Below are 18,810 nucleotides of genomic sequence, written 5' to 3'. Positions count from 1 at the left end.
CGCGTCGGCCTAGCTCGCGTTCGGCAGCCGCACCTCCACGAGCCCCGCGGTGACGCGCGTCTCGAAGCGGGGCTGCGGCGCGGTCGCGGGACCGTGGATCACCTCGCCGGTCCTCAGGCTGAACACGCTGTCGTGCCACGGGCAGGTGACGCACGCCTCGCCGGTCTTCGGAGCCGTGCCGAGCTCGCCCTCGTCGAGCGGCGCGGACAGGTGGCTGCAGGTGTTGCTCAGCGCGTCGACCGTCATGCCGTGGCGGCGCACGAGCACCGGGAGGCCCGCGACGTCGCGCTTCGCCAGGCCGCCGTCGGGGAGCTCGTCGAGCTGGCCCAGCTCCTGCCAGCCGGTCGGGAAGCGGTGCGGCACGTCCTCGGCGTGGTTCGCGCCCGCCGCCTGGCGGTACGCGAGGTGCCCGCCGAGGAACCCGCCGGCGGAGACGAGCCCGAGGCCGGCGAGCCCCAGGACCCTGCCGCTGGTGTGCTTGCCGCGGGCGCGCTGGATCCAGGAGAGGCCGTACAGGCCCGTCGCCAGCGCGTTGGCGGCGGAGTGCACGATGCCGACGCGCATCTGCTGCTCGTGCAGCTGCGACCAGTCGGCGTAGCCGGAGACGATGGACGGCGCCGCGCTGAGGATCCCGACGCCCACGAGCGCTCGGCTGGCCTTCTCGTTGCCGGGCAGGAAGTCGAGCACGGCCGATGACACCCACGCGCCGGTGGGGATCAGCACGGCGACCGGGTGCAGCGGGTGCCCGAACGGCACGCCGTGCAGCAGGTCGGCCAGGGCGCGCGGCTTGAGCAGCGCGGTGACGACGCCCTTCACGCGCCCGACGATGGGGTCGAGCGCGTCGGCGTCCTCGATCTTCGCGATGGCCGCGACGAGCTTCAGCTCCCTCATGGGGTCTCCTGCCGGTTCCGGCGCCGCCGTCGGCGCTCTGACTCCAGGCAACGCCTCTCGGACGCTCGCGACAAGGGCGCGGGCGTCCGGGTGGATGCGGGTGTCAGGCGTCGGGATCTCGCGCGACGTGCCGCGAGGCGACCGGGCGGCCCGCGCGGGCGATCCGGTACCCCGGAGCGCGGAGGCGGCGGGTCCAGTCGTAGGTGGTGTCGCCGGGCGGCGCCGCGAGCACGGGATCCGTGCGCGTCGCCGTGTCGAGGGGTCCCGCGGCGTCGTGCGTCAGCTCGATCCGCGCGGCGACGTGCCAGCGTCCGCGCGGCGTCGCGTGCAGGAGCCGCAGGCGGAGGGGTCGCTCGGCGAGCGCGCGGCCGAGGCCGGTGGGCGATCCGGGCAGGCGCGGCTCCCGGTCAGCGACGAGGCCCAGCAGCACCGGCCCGTCGGATCCGCGGTACGGCATGAGCGTCGACAGGGCCGCGCCCGAGATCGACCGGTGAGGTGCCAACAGGAAGCGGCCCGCCGGGGAGATCCCGGTGGACGCGAGCAGCACGTCGACCGTGGTGCCGCCCCCGTCCGGGATCCGCAGCGCGATCCCGAGCACGTCCGGCAGTGCCGCCGGCAGCCCCACGGAGCGCGAGAGGCGCGCGTCGACCTCGAGCGGCGCGTCGAGCGCGTCGAGCCACGCGAGCCCGGACGCCGCCCGACCGGCGACGGGCGTCAGCGTCCCCGAGAGCGCGACGCCATGCGGGTGCAGCGGTCGCGGGTGCTGCACGAGGCGCACGGCGGCCACGATCCCCGCGAGGACGTTCCCGCCGATGCGGGCCGGGATGCCGATCATCTCCCGACCCTATTCCGGTGCGTGCTCGGCGTCCCGGACGCGACGACGCCCGGGCCGACCAGCTGGTCGGCCCGGGCGTCGGGCGGTGCGGTGGTGCGATGCGCCGAGGCGCGGTCCGCTACGGCGTCGGCATGCCGCCGTTGACGTTGAGCGTCTCGCCGATGACGTAGCTCGACTCGTTGGAGGCGAGGAACACGTAGGCGGGCGCGAGCTCGGCGGGCTGGCCGGCGCGGCCGAGCGGGGTCTGCTCGCCGAACTCGGGCAGCGCGTCCTCGGGCTGGCCGCCCGCGGTCTGCAGCGGGGTCCAGATCGGGCCGGGCGCGACGACGTTCACGCGGATGCCCTTGGGTGCCAGCTGGCCGGCGAGGCCCTTCGAGAACGCGTTGATCGAGGCCTTGGTCGTGGCGTAGTGCACGAGGTTGGGCGACGGCGCGTAGGCCTGGATCGACGACGTGTTGATGATCGACGAGCCGGGCTTGAGGTGCGGCAGGGCAGCCTTCGTGATCCAGAACATCGCGTAGACGTTGGTCTTGAAGGTCAGGTCGAACTCCTCGTCCGAGATGTCCTCGAGCGCGTCGACGTTCTGCTGCTTGCCCGCGTTGTTGACGACGATGTCGAGTCCGCCGAGGCCCTCGACCGCCTTCGCGACGAGCTCGCGGCTGAACTCCGCCGTGGCGATGTCGCCGGGGATGGCGACGGCCGTGCGGCCGGCCTCCTCGATGAGGGCGACGACCTTCTTCGCGTCCTCCTCCTCCTCGGGGAGGTAGGAGAGCGCCACGTCCGCGCCCTCGCGGGCGTAGGCGATGGCGACGGCCGCGCCGATGCCGGAGTCGGCGCCGGTGACGAGGGCCTTGCGTCCCTCGAGGCGGTGGGATCCGCGGTAGGTCTTCTCGCCGCGGTCCGCGGTCGCGTCCAGGTCGGCGTCGAGGCCGGGCCCGTCCTGCTGCTGCGCCTTCGGCTCGATGTCGGCGTACATCTTCGTCGGGTCCTGGAACGTGTACTGGTCGGTGCTCATGTGTCTCCTGGTGCTGGGATGTGCGTGGGGAAAGGCGGGGGCTGGATCAGCTGGGCGGGGCGTCGTCCAGGTCGATGTCCTGGCCGGCGAGCTCGTTGTCGGCGAGCACGGGCTCGGCCTCGCCGTCGACCCCGAGGACGTCGGCGGTCGGCTCCGCGTCGGCGCCCATGACGGCGTCGTCGTCGGGCTCCTCGACGGGCTCGTCGGTGTCGGGGAGGACGGTCTCGCCGGCGACCGCGTCGTTCACGACCGTGTCGTTCGCGAGGGCCTCGGTGTCGAGGGCGGTGTCGTCGCCGGTGGAGTCGTCAGCGGGGGTGGTGGAGGTGGCGTCGGTCACGGTCACGCACCGGCCTCGGGCTTGGGGTGGCCGGGGATCGAGTCGCCGCTGAGGTTGAGCTCGTCGGGGTCGACGTCGATCTCGCCCACGTCGTCTGGGCCGCCCGATCCGGGGAGCACCTGCACGTCGTCCGCCGCAGCGGGGACGTCGTCGGAGACGCCCTCGCTCTCGACGATCTGCTCGCTCTGCTTGACCTGCGTGTCGTCCTCGCTCTGCGAGATGAAGTCCTTGTCCTGGCGCGTGTCCGAGGTATCGGCGGGCGCGAGGCGGGGGTCGTCGGTGTCCATGCGTTCGACGCTACGCTCGGCCCGAGAGCTGTGTGGTGGCGCTCAGGCAACGCCCATGGAAGGCGTCGGGGACCGCCTCCGAGCCGGGATCACTGGTCGTCGGGACCCTCGCCGAACGGGTCGGGGGCGTCCTCGCGGGCATCCTCCTCCGCGGCCTCCGCGCGCTCGGCGACCGAGTCGGCGTCGATGGGGGCGGGCTCGGCGACCGGGTGGCGCGGGGCGTCCGCTGCGGGATCCGTCATGTCAGCGGCCCTCGGGGTCGACGTGGCCGGCGTCGTCGTCGGCCGGCGCGCTCATGTGCGAGTCGGCGGCGGTGACGGCCCGGTTGTCGGGGACGTCGGGGTACGCGGCGCTCGCGTGATCCGCGTCCTCGACCTCGAGGGTGTCCTCCTCCGCGTGCCCGTAGCCGGTGCCGTCGGGTGCGCGGACCGCGTCGCCGACGCCGGCGGGAGCGCCGTCGTCGCCGACCACGTCGTCCACCGTCACCAGCCCGTCGGGATCGCCGGGCCCGCGCCCGGTGCGGATGCCGTCGGTCGGGTCGTCTGCGTCGCTCATGCTCCCCACCCTACGAGCGGCGGCGCGGCCTGACGCACCTGCGCGGGCCCCCGAAACGGGGTCGCGGCATCGCCTCGCGGAGGGTCCCCGCGAGTCCTCGTCGGCCGGGTTGCGTTCCCGTCCGAGCACCTTCATATTAGGTGAGCCTTGCCTAAGTGGGCACGGTGCTCGTGACCCGGACACGGCTCCCCATCGAACCGACGAAGGACCCATGACCCTCTCCCCGCACGCCTCCCGCCCGTCCGATCCGACGCTCGACGACCCCCGCCCGACGGCTGTCGCGACCGCCGCGGATCCCGCCGACGAGCTGTTCTCCGACCGCTCGCTCCCCGGCTGGGACGCCGCCCTCCGCGCCGCCGCCGCCCACGTCCGCGCCGCCGCCCACCGCGCCGACGGCCCCTTCACCGGGATCACGCCGGAGCGGCTCCGCGGATCCTTCGCGGGGCTCGACCTCGACCGCCCGCTGGGCGCCTTCGACGACGCGCTCGACGAGCTCGACGACCTGTACCTCCGCGACGCCGTGTGGTTCCACGACCCGTCGTACGTCGCGCACCTCAACTGCCCGATCCTCATCCCGGCCATCGCGGGGGAGCTCATCCTCTCGAGCGTCAACACGTCGATGGACACGTGGGACCAGAGCGCGGGCGCGACCCTCATCGAGCGCGCGCTCATCGACTGGACCGCGGCCCGCGCGGGCCTCGGCGACGACGCGGACGGCGTCTTCACGAGCGGCGGCAGCCAGTCGAACCTCCAGGCGCTCCTGCTCGCGCGCGACGAGGCGGCGGCCGTCCACGGGCTGTCGATGGATGACCGGCAGCGGATGCGGATCCTCGTCAGCGACGTCGGCCACTTCAGCGTCGAGAAGAGCGCCCGGATCCTCGGCCTCGCCCCCGACGCGGTCATCCGCGTGCCGAGCGACGACGCCAAGCGGATGCGGGTCGACGCCCTCGAGCGCGAGCTCGCGCGCTGCTACGCGGCGGGCGTCCTGCCCATCGCCGTCGTGGCGACCGCCGGCACCACCGACTTCGGCAGCGTCGACCCGCTGCCCGCCATCGGCAACGTGTGCCGACGCGAGGGGATCTGGCTGCACGTCGACGCCGCGTACGGCGGCGGGCTCCTCACCTCGCTCCGGCACCGGCACCTGCTCGACGGGATCGAGCGCGCCGACTCGGTGACCGTCGACTACCACAAGACCTTCTTCCAGCCCGTGAGCTCCAGCGCGCTGCTCGTGCACGACGGCCGGACGCTCCGGCACGCGACGCTGCACGCCGACTACCTGAACCCGGCCGACCGGGCGCACGAGGAGATCCCGAACCAGGTCGACAAGTCGCTGCAGACCACGCGGCGGTTCGACGCGCTGAAGCTCTGGCTGACGCTGCGGACGGTGGGCGCCGACGGGGTGGGGCGGATGCTCGACGACGTCATCGCGCTCGCCGACCGCGCGTGGCAGGCGCTGCGGCGGGATCCGGCGCTCGAGGTGGTGGTGCGGCCGGAGATCAGCGCGCTCGTGTTCCGGTACGTGCCGGAGGGGGAGCGGGCGGGATCCGTGGTGCCCGACGCGGGAGCGCGCTCGGACGCCGTCAACCGCGGCATCCGGCAGGCGATCCAGGACTCCGGCCGCGCGATGGTCGCCGCCACGCGCGTGGGTGGGCGCGCGCACCTCAAGCTCACGCTGCTCAACCCGGCGACGACCGACGCGCACATCGCGGAGATCCTCGGGATGGTGGTGGCGGCGGGCGACGCGCTCGACGCCGGGCTGGGCGAGACGGCGCGTACGACTCCCGCGGAGGCCGGCCGATGAGCGCCACCCCCGACCGCATCCACGACGTCGTCGCGATCGGCCTCGGCCCCGCGAACCTCGGCCTCGCCTGCCTCGCGGACCCCCTCGACCTCGACCTCGTCGTGCTCGAGCGGAAGCCGCGCTTCGACTGGCACCCCGGCATGATGCTGCCGACCGCGCACCTGCAGACGCCGTTCCTCGCCGACCTCGTGACGCTCGCGGATCCGACCTCGCGCTTCTCGTTCCTCGCCTACCTCAAGGACACCGGGCGGCTGTACTCCTTCTACATCCGCGAGGACTTCTTCGTGCTGCGCAGCGAGTACGTCGCGTACTGCCGGTGGGCGTCGGAGCGGGCGCGCGGCATCGAGCTCGATCGCGACGTGCAGGCGGTGTCGTTCGACGACGCGGACGGCGCGTACGTCGTCGAGTCGATCGACGCGGCGGGCACCGCGCACGTGCACCGCGGCCGGAACCTGGTGGTCGGCGTCGGCACGCCGCCCTGGCTCCCCGTGGCGGTGCGCGACCTCCCGGGCGTCGTGCACAGCTCCGGCTACCTCGGCGCCAAGGACGCGCTGCAGGAGCGGGAGGCGATCACTGTCGTCGGCAGCGGGCAGAGTGCCGCCGAGATCTACCGCGACCTCCTCGAGGACGTGGACTCCCGCGGCTACCGGCTCGACTGGATCACGCGCTCGCCGCGGTTCTTCCCGCTCGAGTACACGCGGCTCACGCTCGAGATGACGAGCCCCGAGTACAGCGACCACTTCTTCGGCCTGCCTGCGGACGCGCGCGAGGTGCTGCTGCGCGAGCAGCGGAGCCTCTACAAGGGGATCGACTCGGAGCTCATCGACGACATCTTCCACGCGCTCTACCGGAAGCGGCTCGCGTTCGACGCGCTGCGGGCCGAGGGGCGGCTCGCGGCCGGCGGCGACGCGGGATCCGGCGTGCCGACTCGGCTGCTCACCAACGCGGAGGTCGTCTCGGCGCGCGCGACGCCCGACGGCGGCGCGGTCCTCGGGCTCCGGCACGCGGAGACGGGCGCCGAGCGCGAGTGGCCGACGGGTGCGGTGATCATGGCGAGCGGCTACGACGCGCAGGCGCCGCGGATCCTTGACGGGCTCGGCGACCGCGTGCACCGCGACGCGCGCGGCCGGCTCGACGTGGCGCGCGAGCACACGGTCGACGACGCCGGCACGCTCTTCGTGCAGAACGCGGAGGTGCACACGCACGGCTTCGTCGCACCCGACCTCGGGATGACCGCGCACCGCAACTCGCGGATCCTCCGGGCGATCACGGGGCGCGAGGACTACGCCGTGGAGGAGCGGATCGCGTTCCAGGAGTTCGGGCTGCCCGACGACCTGCCCGCGGCCGGATCGGGAGTGCTCGCGTGAGCGCTTCGGCCGTCGACGCGCCCGCCATCGAGTCCCGCGCCTACGCCCTCGACCTCCGCCCGCTCGACCCGGACGCCGACGCCGCCCTCGTGCACGCCTGGGTCACGACGCCCCGCGCCCGCTTCTGGCAGATGGAGCACGCGAGCCTCGACGACGTGCGCGCCGAGTATCGCTCCATCGCGGCGGATCCGCGGCGCGAGGCCTGGATCGGCCTCCACGACGGCGCCCCCGCGTTCCTCGTCGAGGCCTACGACCCGGCGGACGACCCCATCGGCGCCCACCTCGACCCGCTCCCCGGTGACCGCGGCATGCACCTGCTCGTGGCCCCGCCGGCCGGCGACCCGCTGCCCGGGTTCACGACCGCGGTGATGCGCCACGTCGTCGCGCACCTGCTGCGGGATCCGGCCGTGCGGCGCCTCGTCGTCGAGCCGGACGTCCGCAACACCCGGATCCAACGCCTCAACGAGCTCGTCGGCTTCCGGCCGCTCCGCGTCGTCGACCTCGGCACGAAGCACGCGCTCCTCAGCGTCGCCACGCGCGACGACGCCCTCCTGCACGCCACTCCGACGGACGGACACGCCATGACCCTCACCCACGACCACCCCCTCGACGCCCACACCGAGACCCGGCCGGCTGCCGCGTCGAGGACCGCCGAGCCGGATCCCGGTGTCCACCGGGCCGCGCACCTCCGTCCCGACGTGTGGGCGCCGGCCACCCGGCACCTCGTGCGGAAGGCGCTCGCCGAGTTCGCCCACGAGGTGCTCATCGAGCCCGAGCGCGTGGATCCGGAGCGGCCGCCCGGCGCGCCCCGCCGCCCGCACGACCCGAGGGACTGGGCCGAGTACCGCGTCGCGAGCGCCGACGGCCGGAGCGCGTACGCGTACCGGGCGCGGATCCTCGAGCTCGACCACTGGGACGTCGACGAGGCGAGCATCCGCCGCACGGTCGACGGCCGGCCCGCCGAGCTCGACGCGACCGACCTCGTGCTCGACCTTCGCGACCGTCTCGGCATCACCGACGAGGTGCTGCCCGTCTACCTCGACGAGATCCAGAGCACGCTCTCGGCCGCCGCGTTCTCCCGCCTCCGCGACGTGCCCGACGCGCGCGGCCTCCTCACGGCGTCGTACGCCGTGGTCGAGTCGACGATGGACGAGGGCCACCCGTGCTTCGTCGCCACCAACGGCCGCATCGGCTTCGACCTCGACGACCACGACCGGTACGCGCCCGAGGCGGGCCAGGACGTGTGCATCCTCTGGTTGGCCGTGCACGAGCGCCTCGCGCGCTTCACCGCGATCGCGGGGCTCGACCGCGAGGCGTTCCTCGACGCGGAGCTCGGCGCGCCCGCCCGCGCCCGCTTCCGCGCGCGCATGGAGGAGCTCGGCGTCGACCCCGCCGCGCGGATCCTCGTGCCGGTGCACCCGTGGCAGTGGGAGAACGTCGTCACGGTGACGTTCGCCGGCCTCGTCGCCCGGCGCGAGATCGTGCTCCTCGGCACGGGCGACGACGAGTACGGCGCGCAGCAGTCCATCCGCACGTGGGCCAACCGCACGAGCCCTCACCGCTGCTACGTGAAGACGTCGCTGTCGATCCTCAACATGGGGTTCACGCGCGGCCTCTCGCCGGCGTACATGGCGGTGACGCCGGCGATCAACGACTGGGTGCACGCGCTCGTCGCGGGAGATGAGGAGTTCGCGCGGCTCGGCTTCGGGATCCTCCGCGAGGTCGCCGCGGTCGGCGTGCGCGACGAGCGGGTCGAGTCCGCTCTGCCGCCCGGCCACTCCCACGGGAAGATGCTGTCCGCGCTCTGGCGCGAGTCGCCCGTGCCCGGCCTCGCGGAGGGCGAGCGGCTGATGAGCATGACGAGCCTCCTGCACGTGGACGCGCACGGCGAGACGGTGCTCGGCGCGCTCATCGACGCGTCCGGCATCGGCGCGGCCGCGTGGATCCGCCGCTGGCTCGACGCCTACCTCGTGCCGCTCGCGCACGCCCTGATCGCGCACGACCTCGCGTTCATGCCGCACGGCGAGAACGTGATCCTCGTGCTCCGCGACCACGTCGTCGTGCGCGTCCTGATGAAGGACATCGCCGAGGAGGTCGCCCTCTTCGACATGGAGCGCGAGCTGCCGGAGGACGTGCGCCGGATCCGCCTCGACATCCCCGAGGAGGAGCGCACCCTCACGGTCTTCACCGACGTGATGGACGGCTTCCTCCGCTTCGCCGCCGCGCTCCTCGAGGACCGCGACGACCTCGGCGCCGACGGCCTGTGGCGTGTGGCCGCCGAGGCGCTCGCCGACCACGAGCGCGCGCACCCGGAGCTCGCGGAGCGCATCGCGCGGTTCGATCTCTTCGCGCCGTCGTTCGACCGCTCGTGCCTCAACCGGCTGCAGCTGCGCGACAACCGGCGGATGGTCGATCTGCAGGCGCCGGTCATGCAGATCCACGGGTCGCTGCGGAACCCGCTCGCGATCCACCGGGGGCTGCGGCCGCGCATCGGCTGACGCTCCTCGCCCGGACGCACGAGGAGCCGCCGCCCGCGGATGCGGACGACGGCTCCTCGAAGTGCCGGTAGGGATCAGCTCGCCGCGTGCGCGCCCTGCTCCACCGTCAGCGTGCGGCCCTCCTGGCCCTGCGGCTCGTCGGACGTGACCGCGATCTTGCGCGGCTTCGCCCGCTCGCTCACGGGGATGGTGACGCTCAGCACGCCGTTGGCGTAGTGCGCCGAGATGCGCTCGGTGTCGATGCCCTGGCCGAGCGTCAGCTGGCGGAGGAACGTGCCGGCCACGCGCTCGCGGGTGAGCCACCGGACGTTCTGGTCGCCGGCGAGGGTGCGCTCGGCGCGGATGGTCAGCAGCTGGCCGTCCACGTCGATGTCGACCGAGCCCGGGTCGATGCCCGGGAGGTCGGCGGCCAGCACGTAGGTGTCGCCCTCGCGGTGCAGGTCGATGGGCATCGGGCGGTTCGCCTGGCGGGTCTCGGCCAGCGCGCCCATGGCGCGGTCCAGCTCGCGGAACGGATCGAAGGTCATGTTCATGCTCGACTCCTCTGATGATCTGTGGGGTTGAGCCCCCTCGGCTCAACTACGGCGAGATTAGCACTCGGTCCCGGGGAGTGCCAAGCCGTTCGCCGAGGGCGAATGCGGCTCTCACCACCTCTTCAGGAGCGCCGGCGGAGGTCGCGCTCCATGCGCCCGATGAGCGTCCAGACGGCGCTCGACAGGTCCGGGTGCTCCAGCGCGATGCCGCGCAGCAGCCGGTACTCGAAGCGCGCGACGACGCCCGGCTCGGTCTCCGGGTGGTGCACGCGGGCGAGCTCCTCCGCCATCCCGTCGGCCTCGAGCGCGTCCTGGCGGAGGGTCGCGACCACGTGCTCGTCCACGGTGGGCAGCTGCGGGATCACCTCCCACGGGTCGTCGCCGTTCCGGCAGCGGTGCTCGATCACGGCGTCCAGCTCGTCGCGGGCCTCCTGGCGCAGCACCTCGAGGCTGGCGGGGAAGCGGGCGTGCACGGGCGGATCCTCTCGGGCGGCGGGCCGCTCGGAGGCGGGTCCCTTCACGCTACGTCATGCCCTGGAGCACGCCCGACGGGGTGTCCGGATGCCGTCGGTAGCCTGGAGGACCGCGACCCAGGAGGATCCATGACCGACCACGCCCGCCCCGTCGCCCTCGTCACGGGAGCCACCCGCGGCATCGGCCGCGCCGTCGCCCAGGACCTCGGCCGCACCCACCGCGTGATCGTGCACGGCCGCGACCGCGACGCCGTCGACGCGCTCGCCGCCTCGCTCCCCGACGCGGTCGGCTGGGCCGCCGACCTCGCCGCGGGCGGGCTCGCGGACCTCGTGCCCAAACTCGACCGCCTCGACGTGCTCGTGCACTCCGCCGGCGTGATCGGCGGCGACGCCGTCGCGACCACGCCCGTCGATGAGTGGCGCCGCGTGTTCGAGGTCAACGTCTTCGCGGTCGCCGAGGTCACGCGCGCGCTCCTGCCCGCGCTCCGGGCGGCGCAGGGGCAGGTCGTGCTCGTGAACTCCGGATCCGGCTTCACGGCCAACCCCACGGGCGGCGTCTACGCGGGATCCAAGTTCGCCCTCCGCGCGCTCGGCGACGCCCTGCGCGAGGAGGAGCGCCCGCACGGCGTGCGTGTCTCGAGCGTGCACCCGGGCCGCGTCGCCACCGACATGCAGCGCGAGCTCCGTGCCAAGGAGGGCGGCGAGTACGACGAGACGCGCTACCTCGAGCCCGCCTCCGTGGCGCGCGCCGTGCGCCTCGTGGTCGACCAGACGCGCGACGGCACGCTCGAGTCGGTGTCGCTGCGGCCGTTCGGGGGCTGATCCGCGTCAGGGCGGCCGCACGGCCTGCCTGAGGATCCGGATGCGCATATGTGAAGATCATCTTTGGACAAGACGATCTTTTAGAGATACGATCTCGGCATGACCTCATCCACCCCGAACCGCGACCGCGACAGCGCCGGTCCTGACGTCGACGCGTCGGGCATCGACTGGGGCTCCGGCGGCATCGAGACGCAGTTCGGCTGGTCCATCCAGGCCGTCTACCAGGGGTTCGTGCGCACCGCGCAGACCGCCGTGGCCGACGTGCCGGGCGGACCGCGCGGGTACCAGGTGCTCGTCGCGATCACCACGGAGGAGCCGACGTCGCAGCTCGCGCTCGCGCAGCGCCTCGGCATCGACAAGACGCAGATGACCTACGTGATCGACGCGCTCGCCGAGCGCGGGCACGTCGAGCGGCAGCCGCACCCGAGCGACCGGCGGATCCGCCAGGTCGTGGCCACGGACGCCGGCCGGGCGCTCCTCGACTCGGCCCGCGTGGCCCTCCACGACGTGGAGGAGTCCCTGATGCGCGACCTCGCCGCCGACGAGCGGACGGCCCTCCGGCGGCTCCTCGCCCGCGTCGCGCTCGGCCTGGGCGCGCCCGCGGGCCCCGCCGCCGAGCACGCGGACGCGGAGCGCCTCGAGCAGCCCGTCGCCGCCCCCCACCGTTCGCGCCGCCCGGCGCGCCGCACCCACCCCCAGATGGAGAACCCGCATGAGCACCTCGACCCCCGCATCCGCACCCGGTCCTGTCGTCGTGGCCGGCGCCACCGGCGACATCGGCCGCCGCATCGTCCGCGAGCTCCTCGCCCGGGACGCCCGAGTCCGCGTCCTCACCCGGCCCGGCAGCACCGCGGCGACCGAGGCGTGGGGCGACGACCCGCGCGTGGAGATCGTCGAGGCCGCCTACACCGACCGGGCGGCGCTGATCCGGGCCGTCGCCGGGGCGCGCGTCGTCGTCTCCGCCGTGAGCGGCGCCCGCGCCGTGATCGTGGGAGCGCAGCGCGCGCTCCTCGCGGCGACCGTCGCGGCCGGCGTGCCGCGCTTCATCCCCTCGGACTACTCCTCCGACTACCGCCGGGTCACGCCCGGCAGCAACCGCAACTTCGAGCTCCGGCGCGAGTTCGCGGCCGACCTCGACGCGGCCCCCGTCCGTGCGACCTCGGTGCTCGTCGGCGCCTTCGCGGACATGCTCACGGGGCAGGCGCCCATCGTGCTGTTCGACCGCCGCCGCGTCCTCTACTGGTCGTCCGCCGACCAGGTGCTCGACTTCACGACCAAGGACGACACGGCCGGTGTGACGGCGCAGGTCGCCCTCGACGACGACGCGCCCCGCGTGGTCGAGGTGGCGGGGGACCGGGTCACGGCCCGCGATCTCGCGCGGATCATGACCGAGGTCACGGGCACGCCCTTCTCGCTGCAGTGGGCGGGATCCACGGGCGTCCTCTCCACCGCGAGCAAGGCCGTGCGCCGCGTCGGCCGCGACGAGCAGGAGACGTTCCCGGCCTGGCAGGGGATGCAGTACCTCGTGAGCATGTACAGCGGCGAGGCGGAGCTCCTCCACGTCGACCGCGAGCGCTTCGGCGCGATCGAGTGGACGAGCGTGCGGGACGTGCTCGCCGCGCACGTCGCCGCGCGGGGCGCGACCACCGCCGCGTAGGCGCGCCGGGGATCGTGGCGGCCGGGCGACGCGCCCGGTCGCCCCGTCACGAGGCCATGGCTCGCTGGGCGCGGCATCCAGACGGCGGTGGGAGGGTGGGGGTGCGCCACGAGCGCCGCGGGCCGGCCGTCCGACCGCCCGCACCCCGAGAACGCAAGGAGTCCCATGACTGCACGCAGCATCCAGTGGCAGCTGGCGAAGCGCCCCACCGGCGAGCCCACCCCCGACGACGTCCGCCGCGTCGAGGTCGACCTGCCCGACCTGCAGGACGGCGAGGTCCGCGTCGAGAACGAGTTCATCTCCGTCGACCCCTACATGCGCGGCCGCATGAACGACGTGCCGTCCTACGTGCCGCCCTTCCAGCTCGACGAGGCGATGACCGGATCCGCCGTCGGCCGCGTCGTCGAGTCCCGCTCCGCCGACCTCCCGGTCGGCACGCTCGTCAGCCACTCGCTCGGCTGGCGCGACGTCGCGCAGGGCCCGGCCGCCGGCTTCCGCCCCGTGCCCGAGGTGCCCGGCGTGGCGTCCTCCGCCCACCTCGGCGTGCTCGGCCTCACGGGCCTCACCGCCTACGTCGGCCTCACCCGCATCGCCTCCATCCAGGAGGGCGACGTCGTCTTCGTGTCCGGCGCGGCCGGCGCGGTCGGCTCCATGGTTGGCCAGATCGCCCGCCTGCTCGGCGCCTCACGCGTCGTCGGCAGCGCCGGATCCGCGGAGAAGGTCGAGCGCCTCACGTCGCACCTCGGCTTCGACGCCGCGTTCGACTACCACGGCGGCGACCTCGACGCGAAGCTCGCGGAGGCGGCACCCGACGGCATCGACCTCTACTTCGACAACGTCGGCGGCGACCACCTCTCGGCCGCGCTCGGCGCCCTGAAGGACTTCGGCCGCGTCGCCAACTGCGGGTCGATCTCGACCTACAACTCCACCGGCGAGGAGATCGCGATCCGCAACACGGGCCGCATCGTCACGCGCGGGCTCACGCTCCGCGGCTTCACGCTCGGCAACCACCAGGACCTCGCGCCCCAGTTCGCGTCGAAGATGGGCCCGTGGCTCGCCGAGGGCCGCATCACGGCGGACGAGACCGTCGTCGACGGCATCGACCGCGCGTTCGAGGCCTTCACCGGCCTCATGCGCGGCGAGAACGTCGGGAAGATGGTCGTGCGGACCAGCGCCTCCGCCTGACCCGCACCTCGCGCGCGTCGTCCTCGGGGAGCGCCGGCGGGGCATCCGCCCGGCGCTCCTCGGAGGTCGTCGCCTCCCGCCCCGACCGCGCCTCGCGCAGGCGCCGCCCCTCGTCCTCGAGCAGCGCGCGGCGCCGGGCGAGGCGGTCGGTGCGGGTCGTGTCCCGCACCGGCAGCCGCAGCGCGTGCTCGGCCGGGATGCCCGCCTGCAGCTGCCGCGCGCGGATGATCTCCACGTCGAGCTCGCCGCCCAGCACGAGCGACAGGTTCCCGATGTAGAGCCACAGCAGCAGCACGATCACCGCGCCGAGCACCCCGTAGGTCGACTCGTAGGTGGCCACGTGCGTCACGTACGCGACGAACCCGGCGGTGCCGAGGCCCCACGCGACGATCGCCACGAGGCTGCCCCACGTGAGCAGGTCGACGCGGCGGCGGCGCAGGTTCGGCGTCGCGGCGTACAGCACCCCGATGATCCCCGTCAGCAGCACCACGAGCAGCGGCCACTTCACGACGGCCCACACCACGAGCGTCGTGTCGCCGATTCCGAGCTGCTGCCCGAGCGCGCGGGCGCCGTCGTCGGTGAGCAGCAGCATGCCGACCATCACGACGCTGACGACGAGCAGCGCGACCGTCACCCCGAGCATCAGCGCGCGGTACTTCACGAGCGGCCGGCCCTCCTCGGTCTCCTGCACGCGGTTCATCGCGCGGCCGAACGCGGTGACGTAGGCCGCCGAGGTCCAGAGCGCGCCGACGAAGCTGACCATGAAGGCGATGCCGGAGCGCGGACCGTCAGTGAGCTGCTCGACCGGGTCGCGGATCACGTCGACCGCCGAGTCGCCCAGCACCGCCGTGAGCACCCCGAGCACGCCCTCGACGCCGGCGCGCGTGTCGCCGACGACGCCGATGAGGCTGAGCACCGCGACGGCGGCGGGGACGAGCGAGAGCGTGGAGTAGAAGGTGAGGCTCGCGGCCATGTCGATGCCGCGGTGCTTCATGAACCCGTAGAGCGCGCGGCGGCACGCGTACCAGCCGAGCTCGCGGCCGATGCGCTGGCGCCGGTGGAGGGCCCGCTCGTCGAGCTCGGCCTGCGGCGGGGCGTCGTCGGGCGCGGCGCGGCGCGGGCGGATGGGCATGCCCGCAAGTCTGACCCACGCCCGCGCGCCCGGAGGCCGCGACGGCGCTCGGCGGCTGGCTGCGCCCGGCCGGGTGCGCTACACAGGGGGGATGGTGCACACATCCTCCGTCGAGATCGAGCGCAAGTACGACGTCCCCGACGGGGTGCCCGTCCCGGGCTTCGACGGCATCGAGGGGATCGCCGAGGCGCGGCCCGCCGAGCCCGTGACGCTCGTGGCGGTGTACCTCGACACGGCCGACCACGCGCTCGCCGGCCGCCGCATGATCCTCCGCCGCCGCGAGGGCGGCCACGACGAGGGCTGGCACGTGAAGCTCCCGGCCGACGGCGGCGAGGGCCGCACCGAGCTCGGCTGGCCGCTGCAGGACGGCGACGACGGCGACGGTGCGATCCCGCCGGCCGTCCTCGACCAGGTCGCCGTCCACGTGCGCGGCCGCGAGCTCACGCCGCTCGCGCGCCTCGAGACCGTCCGCACGACCGTCACGCTGCACGACGCCGACGGCCGCGCGGTCGCCGAGTTCGCGGACGACCGCGTCACCGGATCCGACGTCCGCGGCGGCACCGTGCGCGCCTGGCACGAGTGGGAGGTCGAGCTGCTGCCCGACGTGCCCGCGAAGCGGAAGCAGCGCGCCGCGCTCCTCGACCGGATCGAGCGGCACGTGCTCGACGCCGGCGCCCGCCCGTCCGACAGCGCCTCGAAGCTCGCCCGCGCGCTCGGCGCCGACGCGCTCGGCCGGCAGGCGCCCGCGGGGCCCGCCCTGCCGGATCCCGCCACCCTCACTAAGGACAGCCCCGCGTCGGACGTCGCCCGCGCGATCCTCGCCCGCGGCGTCCGCGACCTCGTCGCCGCCGACCCGCACGTGCGCGCCGACGAGCACGACGCCGTGCACCGCATGCGCGTCGCCGTCCGCCGCCTCCGCAGCGCCCTCCGCACCCACCAGGACGTGATCGATCCCGCCGCCACCGCGCCCGTCCGCGCCGAGCTCACGGCGCTCGGGGCCGTGCTCGGCGACGCCCGCGACATGGAGGTGCTGCGCGACCGCGTCGTCTGGTCCGTGGTCGAGCACGACACGGAGACCGTGCCCGACCACGTGGGCGACGCCCTGCACGACGTCCTCGACGAGCGCCACCGCCGCGCCCGCGAGCGCGTGATCCGCGCGCTCTCGTCCGCGCGCTACGTCGCCCTGCTCGACGACCTCGACCGCCTGGTCCAGGATCCGCCCCTCACCCACGACGCGAGCGTCCCCGCGGGCCCGGCCCTGCACGCCGCCCTGCGTCGGGACGCCGAGCGGGTCGGCCGCCGCGCCGCGGTCGCGCAGGAGGCGGTCGGCGAGGCCGCGCGGACCGAGGCGCTGCACGAGGTCCGCAAGGCCGCCAAGCGCCTCCGCTACGCCGCGGAGGAGGTCAGCGGACGCACCGTCACGGTGCTCGGGCGGAAGACGATCCGGCTCGCGACCGCGGCCGAGGAGGTGCACGACGAGCTCGGCGAGCACCGCGACGGCCTCGCCATGCAGCGCATCCTCCGGGATGAGGCGAAGCGCCTCGCGGCCCGCGGCGAGGACGCCTTCGCGCTCGGCGTGCTGCACGAGGCCGAGCGCCTGCGCACCGAGTCCGCCCTGTGGCGGGCCGAGAGGGCGGTCGAGCGCCTGCTCGCGACCGCCGTCCCGGGAGCGTGAGGGCGGACCGTAAACTCGACCGGGTGACCCCCGCCGCCGACGTGCCCACCCCGGCGTACGACCCGTCGGAGCTTGACGTCCAGGTCACGGGCGGCACCGTCCGCGGCGTGCGCGAGCGGGGGATCGAGGCCTGGCGCGGCATCCCCTTCGCGGCCCCGCCCCGCGGCGACCTGCGCTTCCGGGCGCCGCAGCCCGTCGTCGGCTGGGAGGGTGCGCGCTTCGCGCAGCACTTCGGCAAGGTCGCGCCGCAGGTCAGCGCGGGCGCGTTCATGGGCGCGCCGCAGGGCACGCCGATGGGGGAGGACTGCCTCACCGTCAACGTCGTCGCCCCGTCCGGCCTGAGCGCCGACGCCGCGCGCGTGAACCGCGAGTCGCAGCTGCGGCCCGTTATGGTCTTCATCCACGGCGGCGCGTACGTCGTCGGATCCTCGCGGGAGAACCCCGTGCAGGGCGAGGGCCTCGTGCGCCAGGGCGGCATCGTCTACGTGAGCTTTAACTACCGGCTGGGCGCGCTCGGCTACCTCGACTTCAGCCGCTACTCGACCCCCGAGCGCCCCATCGAGTCGAACCTGGGCCTCCGCGACCAGGTGCAGGCGCTCCAGTGGGTGCGCGACAACATCCGTGCGTTCGGCGGGGATCCCGACAACGTCACGGTCTTCGGCGAGTCCGCGGGAGGCAACGCCGTCACGACCCTCATGGCCGTGCCGGCCGCGCACGGGCTGTTCGCCCGGGCCATCGCGCAGAGCTCGCCCACGAACGCCGTCTACCCGGCCGAGCAGACCGCGCGCTGGGCCGAGCAGTTCGTGGGCCTCCTCGCCGACCGGGCGGGCCGCGCGCCCGACGACGCCGAGGCCGTGCGCCTCCTCACCTCCGCGAGCTCGTCCACCCTCGCGGCGGCCGCGAACGAGCTCATGGTGCGGACGCCCGACCAGGAGCCCGGCACCATCACCTTCAGCCCCGTCATCGACGGCGACGTGCTGCCGGAGCGCCCGCTCGACGCGTTCAAGCACGGGCGCGCGGCCAGGGTGCCGCTCATCATCGGCACCAACGAGCGCGAGGGATCCCTGTTCACCGGCCGCCTCGACATCCTCGCGACCACGCCGCCGCGCATCGAGGCCGTGTTCGCGAAGACCGACGAGGCGCACCGCGACGAGCTGGCCGCCCTCTACCCGGGGCTCCCGAAGCGCCGGGCCGCGCTCGACTTCGGCGGCGACTACGCGTTCTGGTTCCCGTCGATCAAGGTCGCCGAGCGCCACGCCCGCTACGCGCCCGTGCACTTCTACCGCTTCGACATCGCGCCGCGGCTCGTGCGCCTCATGGGCCTCGACGCCACGCACGGCCTGGAGCTGTTCGCGCTCTTCGACCGGATGGACTCGATGCTCGGCCGTGGGATGACGCTCCTCGGCGGCCGGCGCGCGTTCGTCGCGGCGGGCGAGCGCATGCGCATCGCCTGGCTCCGCTTCGCGCAGGACGGCAGCGTCGACGAGTCCTGGCCGCCCTACGTGGGCGGCGACGACGAGGCGCCGGGCGCCGGCCCGTCCTCCTCGGCGGCGTCGGGGGAGCGCGCGACCCTCGTCTTCGACGTGGTCGACCGCGTCGAGCACGACCCGCACGCCGAGCGCCGGGTCGCGTGGCGCGACTTCGTCCCGCACATCTGACGCCCCGCACCCGGCGCGAGATGTTCATCCGACCGTCATCCGCCGGACGCCCGTACCGGCTGGCCGTGTGCAGGCCGTTAGGATCGACG

At 74.3% G+C, this 18,810-nt stretch carries 18 protein-coding genes and 1 pseudogene; 9 read left to right on the top strand and 10 right to left on the bottom strand.

Going from position 1 to position 18,810, the window contains the following annotated elements; translation table 11 throughout:
- Positions 1-9: 9 nt before the first annotated feature.
- The 7 genes from CMN_RS10230 to CMN_RS10205 all read right to left on the bottom strand — a co-directional run bounded on the left by CMN_RS10230 (position 10) and on the right by CMN_RS10205 (position 3,920).
- A complete protein-coding gene (locus tag CMN_RS10230) occupies positions 10-891 on the bottom strand; it encodes a Rieske (2Fe-2S) protein (RefSeq protein WP_015490735.1) in 882 nt (293 codons plus the stop codon).
- 103 nt (positions 892-994) lie between these two features.
- Positions 995-1,726 carry a hypothetical protein gene (locus tag CMN_RS10225; protein ID WP_015490734.1) on the bottom strand — a complete coding sequence of 244 codons (732 nt, stop codon included), beginning with the start codon at positions 1,724-1,726 and terminating at the stop codon, positions 995-997.
- A 118-nt stretch (positions 1,727-1,844) separates the two neighbouring features.
- Positions 1,845-2,741 (bottom strand): glucose 1-dehydrogenase, encoded by an 897-nt coding sequence (locus tag CMN_RS10220; protein ID WP_015490733.1) that lies wholly within the window; start codon positions 2,739-2,741, stop codon positions 1,845-1,847.
- 46 nt (positions 2,742-2,787) lie between these two features.
- A complete protein-coding gene (locus tag CMN_RS10215) occupies positions 2,788-3,084 on the bottom strand; it encodes a hypothetical protein (RefSeq protein WP_015490732.1) in 297 nt (98 codons plus the stop codon).
- Positions 3,081-3,365 carry a hypothetical protein gene (locus CMN_RS10210; RefSeq protein ID WP_015490731.1) on the bottom strand — a complete coding sequence of 95 codons (285 nt, stop codon included), beginning with the start codon at positions 3,363-3,365 and terminating at the stop codon, positions 3,081-3,083. Before CMN_RS10210 ends, CMN_RS10215 begins: the two co-directional genes overlap by 4 nt.
- 89 nt (positions 3,366-3,454) lie before the next feature.
- On the bottom strand, positions 3,455-3,607 hold the full coding sequence (locus tag CMN_RS15135) for a hypothetical protein (protein ID WP_015490730.1): 153 nt from the start codon (positions 3,605-3,607) through the stop codon (positions 3,455-3,457).
- Between the two features lies 1 nt (position 3,608).
- Complete coding sequence (locus tag CMN_RS10205) at positions 3,609-3,920, bottom strand: hypothetical protein (RefSeq protein WP_015490729.1); 312 nt, start codon at positions 3,918-3,920, stop codon at positions 3,609-3,611.
- A 211-nt stretch (positions 3,921-4,131) separates the two neighbouring features.
- On the opposite strand from CMN_RS10205, the gene CMN_RS10200 reads away from it, so the two are divergent.
- Genes CMN_RS10200 through CMN_RS10190 form a run of 3 tightly spaced genes read left to right on the top strand, consistent with a single transcriptional unit; the run spans position 4,132 to position 9,586 of the window.
- Complete coding sequence (locus CMN_RS10200; RefSeq protein WP_015490728.1) at positions 4,132-5,721, top strand: pyridoxal phosphate-dependent decarboxylase family protein; 1,590 nt, start codon at positions 4,132-4,134, stop codon at positions 5,719-5,721.
- The gene (locus CMN_RS10195; RefSeq protein WP_015490727.1) at positions 5,718-7,088 is read left to right on the top strand and encodes a lysine N(6)-hydroxylase/L-ornithine N(5)-oxygenase family protein; all 1,371 of its coding nucleotides are present in this window, start codon (positions 5,718-5,720) and stop codon (positions 7,086-7,088) included. Before CMN_RS10200 ends, CMN_RS10195 begins: the two co-directional genes overlap by 4 nt.
- Positions 7,085-9,586, top strand: coding sequence for a GNAT family N-acetyltransferase (locus CMN_RS10190; protein WP_015490726.1), 2,502 nt, complete (start codon positions 7,085-7,087; stop codon positions 9,584-9,586). The genes CMN_RS10195 and CMN_RS10190 overlap by 4 nt, the downstream gene beginning before the upstream one ends.
- A gap of 74 nt (positions 9,587-9,660) precedes the next feature.
- Here CMN_RS10190 and CMN_RS10185 read toward each other — a convergent pair whose 3' ends face one another.
- The gene (locus tag CMN_RS10185) at positions 9,661-10,119 is read right to left on the bottom strand and encodes an Hsp20/alpha crystallin family protein (RefSeq protein ID WP_012038780.1); all 459 of its coding nucleotides are present in this window, start codon (positions 10,117-10,119) and stop codon (positions 9,661-9,663) included.
- A gap of 122 nt (positions 10,120-10,241) precedes the next feature.
- Complete coding sequence (locus tag CMN_RS10180; protein WP_015490725.1) at positions 10,242-10,592, bottom strand: hypothetical protein; 351 nt, start codon at positions 10,590-10,592, stop codon at positions 10,242-10,244.
- A 129-nt stretch (positions 10,593-10,721) separates the two neighbouring features.
- Between CMN_RS10180 and CMN_RS10175 the strand changes: the two genes are divergently transcribed.
- From CMN_RS10175 to CMN_RS10160, 4 genes and pseudogenes are all read left to right on the top strand, one after another.
- Positions 10,722-11,414 carry an SDR family oxidoreductase gene (locus tag CMN_RS10175; protein ID WP_015490724.1) on the top strand — a complete coding sequence of 231 codons (693 nt, stop codon included), beginning with the start codon at positions 10,722-10,724 and terminating at the stop codon, positions 11,412-11,414.
- Between the two features lie 99 nt (positions 11,415-11,513).
- Positions 11,514-11,822, top strand: a pseudogene (locus CMN_RS15335) (MarR family winged helix-turn-helix transcriptional regulator); the annotation flags it as partial.
- A 304-nt stretch (positions 11,823-12,126) separates the two neighbouring features.
- A complete protein-coding gene (locus CMN_RS10165; protein WP_015490723.1) occupies positions 12,127-13,071 on the top strand; it encodes an NmrA family NAD(P)-binding protein in 945 nt (314 codons plus the stop codon).
- A gap of 165 nt (positions 13,072-13,236) precedes the next feature.
- Entirely contained in the window at positions 13,237-14,256 is a 1,020-nt protein-coding gene (locus tag CMN_RS10160) for an NADP-dependent oxidoreductase (protein WP_015490722.1), read from the top strand.
- On the opposite strand, the gene CMN_RS10155 is transcribed toward CMN_RS10160, so the two are convergent.
- The gene (locus CMN_RS10155; RefSeq protein ID WP_015490721.1) at positions 14,201-15,388 is read right to left on the bottom strand and encodes a YihY/virulence factor BrkB family protein; all 1,188 of its coding nucleotides are present in this window, start codon (positions 15,386-15,388) and stop codon (positions 14,201-14,203) included. The two genes, CMN_RS10160 and CMN_RS10155, sit on opposite strands and share 56 nt — an antisense overlap.
- 91 nt (positions 15,389-15,479) lie before the next feature.
- On the opposite strand from CMN_RS10155, the gene CMN_RS10150 reads away from it, so the two are divergent.
- Positions 15,480-17,063 (top strand): CYTH and CHAD domain-containing protein, encoded by a 1,584-nt coding sequence (locus tag CMN_RS10150; RefSeq protein WP_041465278.1) that lies wholly within the window; start codon positions 15,480-15,482, stop codon positions 17,061-17,063.
- A gap of 23 nt (positions 17,064-17,086) precedes the next feature.
- Positions 17,087-18,721: a carboxylesterase/lipase family protein gene (locus CMN_RS10145; protein ID WP_227077674.1), complete on the top strand. Its 1,635-nt coding sequence runs from the start codon at positions 17,087-17,089 to the stop codon at positions 18,719-18,721.
- The last annotated feature ends 89 nt before the right edge of the window (positions 18,722-18,810 follow it).

Source organism: Clavibacter nebraskensis NCPPB 2581, from assembly GCF_000355695.1.
Classification (GTDB): Bacteria; Actinomycetota; Actinomycetes; order Actinomycetales; family Microbacteriaceae; genus Clavibacter; species Clavibacter nebraskensis.
Note: the sequence above shows the minus strand (reverse complement) of the source record. Positions and strands in the feature narration are given on the sequence as shown.